Annotated in this window: 7 protein-coding genes; 4 read left to right on the forward strand and 3 right to left on the reverse strand. The window is 72.7% G+C overall.

Annotated features, from left to right (window positions below; translation table 11 throughout):
* Positions 1-3: 3 nt before the first annotated feature.
* The gene (locus AB0E88_RS13230) at positions 4-1,182 is read left to right on the forward strand and encodes a dipeptidase (RefSeq protein WP_361628635.1); all 1,179 of its coding nucleotides are present in this window, start codon (positions 4-6) and stop codon (positions 1,180-1,182) included.
* Between the two features lie 227 nt (positions 1,183-1,409).
* A complete protein-coding gene (locus tag AB0E88_RS13235) occupies positions 1,410-2,519 on the forward strand; it encodes a dipeptidase (RefSeq protein ID WP_361628638.1) in 1,110 nt (369 codons plus the stop codon).
* A gap of 62 nt (positions 2,520-2,581) precedes the next feature.
* Here the strand turns inward: AB0E88_RS13235 and AB0E88_RS13240 are convergent, their stop codons facing one another.
* Both AB0E88_RS13240 and AB0E88_RS13245 read right to left on the reverse strand, forming a co-directional pair.
* Entirely contained in the window at positions 2,582-2,971 is a 390-nt protein-coding gene (locus AB0E88_RS13240; RefSeq protein ID WP_361628640.1) for a VOC family protein, read from the reverse strand.
* Positions 2,972-3,011: 40 nt separating this feature from the next.
* Positions 3,012-3,371: a VOC family protein gene (locus AB0E88_RS13245; RefSeq protein WP_361628642.1), complete on the reverse strand. Its 360-nt coding sequence runs from the start codon at positions 3,369-3,371 to the stop codon at positions 3,012-3,014.
* Between the two features lie 105 nt (positions 3,372-3,476).
* Between AB0E88_RS13245 and AB0E88_RS13250 the strand changes: the two genes are divergently transcribed.
* On the forward strand, positions 3,477-3,983 hold the full coding sequence (locus tag AB0E88_RS13250) for a CGNR zinc finger domain-containing protein (RefSeq protein ID WP_361628644.1): 507 nt from the start codon (positions 3,477-3,479) through the stop codon (positions 3,981-3,983).
* A gap of 84 nt (positions 3,984-4,067) precedes the next feature.
* On the opposite strand, the gene AB0E88_RS13255 is transcribed toward AB0E88_RS13250, so the two are convergent.
* On the reverse strand, positions 4,068-5,411 hold the full coding sequence (locus tag AB0E88_RS13255) for a UDP-glucose/GDP-mannose dehydrogenase family protein (RefSeq protein WP_361628647.1): 1,344 nt from the start codon (positions 5,409-5,411) through the stop codon (positions 4,068-4,070).
* Between the two features lie 189 nt (positions 5,412-5,600).
* Between AB0E88_RS13255 and AB0E88_RS13260 the strand changes: the two genes are divergently transcribed.
* Positions 5,601-6,758 carry an acyl-CoA dehydrogenase gene (locus AB0E88_RS13260; protein ID WP_361628649.1) on the forward strand — a complete coding sequence of 386 codons (1,158 nt, stop codon included), beginning with the start codon at positions 5,601-5,603 and terminating at the stop codon, positions 6,756-6,758.
* Positions 6,759-6,987 lie beyond the last annotated feature (229 nt).

A 6,987-nucleotide genomic window follows, 5' to 3' on the forward strand; every position in this document is an offset into this window, starting at 1 on the left:
GCGATGACGTCCCTGGAGACCGCCCGGGAACTCCTCGCCGAGTTCCCGGTCGTCGACGGTCACAACGACCTGCCGTGGGCGCTGCGCGAGCAGGTGCGCTACGACCTCGGCGCCCGTGACATCGCCGCCGACCAGTCCGCCCATCTGCACACCGACCTGCCCCGCCTGCGGGCGGGCGGGGTCGGCGCGCAGTACTGGTCGGTGTACGTCCGCTCCGACCTGCCGGACGCGGTGCCGGCCACGCTGGAGCAGATCGACTGCGTCACGCGGCTGGTCGAGCGGCACCCGGACACGCTGCGCCTGGCTCTGACGGCGGCCGACCTGGAGGCCGCGCGCCGTGAGGGCCGTATCGCCTCGCTGATGGGCGCGGAGGGCGGGCACTCCATCGCCAACTCGCTCGGCACCCTGCGCGGGCTGTACGCACTCGGCGTGCGGTACATGACGCTCACCCACAACGACAACGTGGACTGGGCGGACTCGGCGACCGACGAGCCGCGGGCGGGCGGCCTGACGGCCTTCGGCCGTGAGGTGGTGCGGGAGATGAACCGGCTCGGCATGCTCGTCGACCTCTCGCACGTGGCGGCGACGACCATGCGGGACGCGCTGGACGCCGCCGAGGCGCCGGTGATCTTCTCGCACTCCTCGTCCCGGGCCGTGTGCGACCACCCGCGCAACATCCCCGACGACGTGCTGGAACGGCTGCCCGCCAACGGCGGGATGGCGATGGTGACGTTCGTGCCGAAGTTCGTGCTCCAGGCCGCCGTGGACTGGACGGCCGCCGCCGACGAGAACATGCGCGCGCACGGCCTGCACCACCTGGACACCTCCCCCGAGGCGATGAAGATCCACCGCGCGTTCGAGGAGCGCCACCCGCGCCCCGTCGCCACGGTCGCGACGGTCGCCGACCACCTGGACCACATGCGGGAGGTGGCCGGCGTCGATCATCTCGGCATCGGCGGCGACTACGACGGCACGGCGTTCACCCCCGAGGGCCTCGGCGACGTCTCCGGCTACCCGAACCTGATCGCGGAACTGCTGGAGCGCGGCTGGTCGAGGTCCGACCTGGCCAAGCTGACCTGGCAGAACGCGGTCCGGGTGCTGGACGCGGCGGAGTCCGCCGCCCGCGATCTCCAGGCGCAGCGCCCGGCGTCCCACGCGACGATCGAGTCGCTGGACGGCTGAGCGCCCCCTGGGCGGCACGGGAAGGTCGTACCGGAGCGGTGCCAGGCTCCGGTACGACCCGGTGGAGGGCGAGGCCGGCGCGCGGTGAAAATCCTCGGGGCGCGCCGCCACCACCACGACGGCTCGGCGTACCCCCGAACGCCCCGTCCACCAGGAAGGACGCCCCGCTCCGTGCGACCGTGACGGTACTGCCGTTCTGCCGCCGATCACGACGTACGGAGACCGTCATGGCCGACCTCCAGGACGAACTGCACGACACGACCGAGATCGGCGACCTGCCCGTCGACGGCCCTGTCGACGACCCCTTCCCGAAGGCGTACGCCGCCGCGCTGGACGCCGTCGACCGGGTGCGCGCGCTGCTCGCCGAGCACCCCGTCGCCGACGGCTACAGCGCGCTGTCCTGGGCCCTGCGCAAGCTGCCCTGGTACGACCTCGAACTGGGCGACAGCTCCGTCGACACCGACGTGCCCCGGCTGCGCGAGGGCCACGTCGGCGCCCTGCTGTGGTCCCTGCACCTGCCGGGAGAGCCGGCCACCGGCCGCGCGCTGGTCAGCACCCTGGAGCAGCTCGACCTGATCCGCGCCGTCGTCCGCGGTCACCCCGAGGGCCTGCGGCTGGCCCGGACCGCCGGGCAGGTGATCGACGCCCGCAACTGCGGCCGGGTCGCCGTGATCCCCGGTCCGGCCCCGGCCGCCGCCCTCGGCGACTCCGTCGCCATCCTGCGCGTGCTGCACTCCCTCGGCGTCCGCGTCCTCACCCTCGCCGGCACCAGCTGGGCCAGCGAGGCGGGCCTGAGCCGGTTCGGCGAGGAGGTCGTCCGCGAGATGAACCGGCTCGGCGTCCTCGCCGACCTCTCCGGCGCCTCCGACGCGACCATCGCCCGCGCCCTCACGCTGTCCCGTACGCCGGCGCTCTGCACCCGGTCCGGTGCCCGCGCCCTGTGCCCGCACCCCGACAACCTGCCCGACGAACTGCTCGCCGGGCTCGGCGCGGCCAAGGGGCTGTGCATGGTGCCGCTGGCCGCCGACCAGACCGGGCCGAGGCTGAAGGACGTCGCCGACCACCTCGACCACGTCCGCACCGTCGCCGGAGCGGACTGCGTCGCCCTGGCCGGCACCTACGACTCCGGCGCCGACCACCCGCAGGACCTCGCCGACCCGTCCTGCTACCCGCGGCTCATCGCCGAGCTGCTGCGCCGCGGCTGGCCCGAGGCCGACCTCGCCCTGCTGACCTGGGGAAACGTCCAGCGCGTCCTGCGCAGCGCCGACTTCGCCGCGCGGACCGCGCAGGACCGCCGGGAGCCGTCGACGGCGACGATCGAGGAACTGGACGGGTAGCCGGGCCCCCCGGGGCACAGGGGCCCCGGACGGGCGGCAGCGCCCGGGGCTCCGGCAGGTGTTCAGTCCTCGGGGATCACGCACAGGCAGAAGGGGTGGCCCGCCGGGTCGGCGTACACCCGGAAGTCCTCGTCGCCCTCCTCCCGCTTCAGCAGCCGGGCCCCCAGGTTCAGGACCCGCTTCTCGACCTGGTCGACCTCGTCCCAGGTCGACCCGGCGTCCAGGTCCAGGTGGAACTGCTGGGCGTTGCGGTCCGCGCGCGGCCACTCCGGCGGGGTGTGGCCCTCCGAACGCTGGAACGCCAGCCGGGGCCCGTCGGGCACCCGGAGCACGACCCAGTCGGCGTCCTCGCTCTCGGGCTCGCCACCGACGATCTCGGCGTAGAAGCGGGCCAGCGCCCGCGGGTCGGGACAGTCGACGACGACGGAACGCAGACGTGCCACACGGGGCATGGAGACCTCCCTGGTCAGTGGTGTCTCGGGGGCGCGCCCGTCAGCAGGCGCACAGGCAGAACGGGTGCCCGGCCGGATCGGCGTAAACCCGGAAGGTACGCGTGCGGTCCTCGGCGTCCAGCGGCCGCGCGCCCAGCTCCAGCACGGCCTTCTCGGCCGTGTCGAGGTCCGGCACGGTCAGGTCCAGGTGGAACTGCTGCGAGCCGTCGGCGGACGGCCACGTCGGCGGGACGTGGCCGGGCGCTTCCTGGAAGGCCAGCTGATTGCCGCCCGGCAGCTTCAGGTCCACCCACTCGCCCTGGTCCTCGATCGTGCCGCCCAGCACGGCGGCGTAGAAGCCGGCCAGGGCGCGCGGGTCGGGGCAGTCCAGAACGACGACTCCCAGTTCGGCGACGGCCATGACGTCCTCCTCGGCATCGGTGACGCTACCCGGGTGGTTACCCATAGAGGCGGGTAACCGGTAACGGTTACTGCATGCTCCCCCATTGGGGGTAACGTCGCAAGCATGAGTGAGAGATCGGTCGCGCCCGGCGGACTCGCCCTGGTCGAGTCCCTGGTCAACACCCTGGACCTGGAGTCGGGCGGCGACACCCTCGGCACCGCCGAGGGCCGGGCGCGCTTCGGGCTCACCGAGGACGACGTGCCGGCCGCCCGCGACCTGCGCGAGTCGCTGCGGGCGGCCCTCCTCGCGCACGCCGGACACCCCCCGCACCGCGAGGTCACCCCGCTCGGCGAACTGCTCGCCGCCGCGCCGCTGCTGGTCGCCGTGGACGCGAGGGACGGCTCGGCCCGGCTCGCCCCGGCCGACTCCGGTCCGCTGCTCTCCCGCGTCGCCGCCGCCGTCGCCGAGGCCCTGGTCGCGGGCACCTGGGACCGCCTCAAGGCCTGTGAGGGCACCACCTGCCACTGGGCGTACTACGACCGCAGCCCCGCCGGACGCGGGCGCTGGTGCTCGATGCAGGTGTGCGGGGCGCGCGCGAAGATGCGGCGCTACCGGGCGAAGGGGGCGTGAGCGGGCGCCGCGGTGGTGCAGAATGCGACAGACGCCGGTTCGGCCGACTGAGCCTCGGCCGAACCGGCGTCCTTCGCGGATGCCCTACGCGGTGGGACGGCCCATCGCCCGGTACGTCCACCCGGCCCGCCGCCACAGCTCGGGGTCGAGGGCGTTGCGGCCGTCCAGGATCAGCCGCTCCGCCGCGACCGAGCCCAGCTCCTCCGGGTCCAGCTCCCGGAACTCCTTCCACTCCGTCAGGTGCAGCACCACGTCGGCGCCGCGCACGGCGTCCAGCGCGGAGGCGGCGTACCCGAGGGTGGGGAAGATCCGGCGGGCGTTCTCCATGCCCTTCGGGTCGTAGACGGTCACCTGACCGCCCTGGAGGTGGATCTGCCCGGCGACATTGAGCGCGGGCGAGTCGCGGACGTCGTCCGAGTCGGGCTTGAAGGTGGCGCCGAGCACCGCGACCCGCTTGCCCAGGAACGGGCCGCCGCCCAGCGCCTGCCGGGCCAGCTCCACCATCTGCCCGCGCTGGCGCATGTTGATCGAGTCGATCTCGCGCAGGAACGTCAGCGCCTGGTCGGCGCCCAGCTCACCGGCGCGCGCCATGAACGCCCGGATGTCCTTGGGCAGGCAGCCGCCGCCGAAGCCGATCCCGGCACGCAGGAACTTCCGGCCGATCCGGTCGTCGTAGCCGATCGCCTCGGCCAGCTTCGCCACGTCGCCGCCCGCGGCCTCGCACACCTCGGCCATGGCGTTGATGAAGGAGATCTTGGTGGCGAGGAAGGAGTTCGCGGAGGTCTTCACCAGCTCGGCCGTCGGGAAGTCGGTGACGACGAAGGGCGAGCCCTCGGCGATCGGCGTGGCGTACACCTCGCGCAGCAGCTTCTCCGCGCGCTCGCTGCGCACGCCGACCACGATCCGGTCCGGGTGCAGCGTGTCCTGCACGGCGAAGCCCTCGCGCAGGAACTCCGGGTTCCAGGCCAGCTCGGCGTCCCCGCCGGCCGGCGCGTGCTCGACCAGGTAGGAGGCCAGGCGGTCGGCCGAGCCGACGGGCACGGTCGACTTGCCGACGACCAGGGCGGGACCGCGCAGGTGCGGGGCGAGGGAGGCGAACGCGGAGTCGACGTGACTCATGTCGCAGGCGTACTCGCCGTGCCGCTGCGGGGTGTTCACGCACACGAAGTGCACGTCGCCGAACGCGCCGGCCTCGGCCCAGTCCTGGGTGAAGCGCAGCCGCCCGCTGGACCCCTCGATCCCGGCCACGTGCTTGCGCAGCAGGTCCTCGAGTCCCGGCTCGTACATCGGGACCTCGCCCCGCTGGAGCTTCTCGATCTTCTCCGGGACGACATCGAGGCCGAGCACCTCGAATCCCAGTTCCGCCATGGCCGCCGCGTGCGTGGCACCGAGATAACCGGTGCCGATCACGGTGATCTTGAGGGCCATGCGTGCTCCCGGGTCGAGGTCGTTCGGTGCGCGTGCCGAGCATAGCCGGGGCGCGCCCGTGGCCCTCACCGGGCGGTTTTCCCTCTGTCGTTCAGGTCACGTACCCAAGGGGCGTCCAGAGCTCTAAAATTTGAGTTACTTAACGGTAATTAGCGTTGGTATCACAGCGTCTTTGGAGCGTGAGAGACCTTGGCCGGATCGGCTGACTTCGACCTGTACCGCCCGTCCGAGGAGCACGACATGCTCCGCGACGCCGTCCGCGCGCTGGCCGAGGCGAAGATCGCGCCGCACGCCGCCGCGGTGGACGAGGAGGCCCGCTTCCCGCAGGAGGCGCACGACGCCCTCGTGGCCAACGACCTGCACGCGGTGCACGTCCCCGAGAGCTACGGCGGCGCGGGCGCCGACGCCCTCGCCACGGTCATCGTGATCGAGGAAGTGGCCCGCGTGTGCGCGTCCTCCTCGCTGATCCCGGCCGTGAACAAGCTGGGCTCCCTGCCGGTGATCCTGTCCGGCTCCGAGGACCTGAAGAAGAAGTACATGACCCCGCTCGCCAAGGGCGACGGCATGTTCTCCTACTGCCTCTCCGAGCCGGACGCGGGTTCGGACGCGGCCGGCATGAAGACGCGCGCGGTCCGTGACGGCGACCACTGGATCCTCAACGGCGTGAAGCGCTGGATCACCAACGCGGGCGTCTCCGAGTACTACACCGTGATGGCGGTGACGGACCCCTCCAAGCGCTCGAAGGGCATCTCGGCCTTCGTGGTCGAGAAGTCCGACGAGGGTGTCTCCTTCGGCGCGCCGGAGAAGAAGCTCGGCATCAAGGGCTCGCCGACCCGCGAGGTCTACCTGGACAACGTCCGCATCCCCGCCGACCGCATGATCGGCGAGGAGGGCACGGGCTTCATGACGGCCATGAAGACCCTGGACCACACCCGCATCACCATCGCCGCGCAGGCCCTCGGCATCGCCCAGGGCGCGCTGGACTACGCCAAGGGTTACGTCCAGGAGCGCAAGCAGTTCGGCAAGCCGATCGCCGACTTCCAGGGCATCCAGTTCATGCTGGCCGACATGGCCATGAAGATCTCGGCCGCCCGCGCCCTGACCTACCAGGCCGCGGCCGCCTCCGAGCGCGGCGACGCGGACCTCACCTACCTGGGCGCGGCCGCCAAGTGCTTCGCCTCGGACGTGGCGATGGAGGTCACCACCGACGCGGTCCAGCTCCTCGGCGGCTACGGCTACACCCGCGACTACCCGGTCGAGCGCATGATGCGCGACGCCAAGATCACCCAGATCTACGAGGGCACCAACCAGGTCCAGCGCATCGTCATGGCCCGCAACCTCCCGTAACCCCCACCCACACAACGGCCCCCGACGCCCCGCGCCGGGGGCCACCGCCCCCCACGAGACGGCCACCACCCGCCAACGCCAACGATCAGCACCGCCGACGCCCCCCGCCACCGACGACCGGCACCCGCCGACGGCGGGAAGGGGCCGGGGTGGGGGGTGTCCGCCCGCAGCGTCCGGCACCGGCGGTGGGCGCCGTATCGAGTGACGGCCGGCCGGACCGAGGACGGAC

The sequence above is a fragment of the Streptomyces sp. NPDC028635 genome, from assembly GCF_040637635.1.
Taxonomy (GTDB): domain Bacteria; phylum Actinomycetota; class Actinomycetes; order Streptomycetales; family Streptomycetaceae; genus Streptomyces.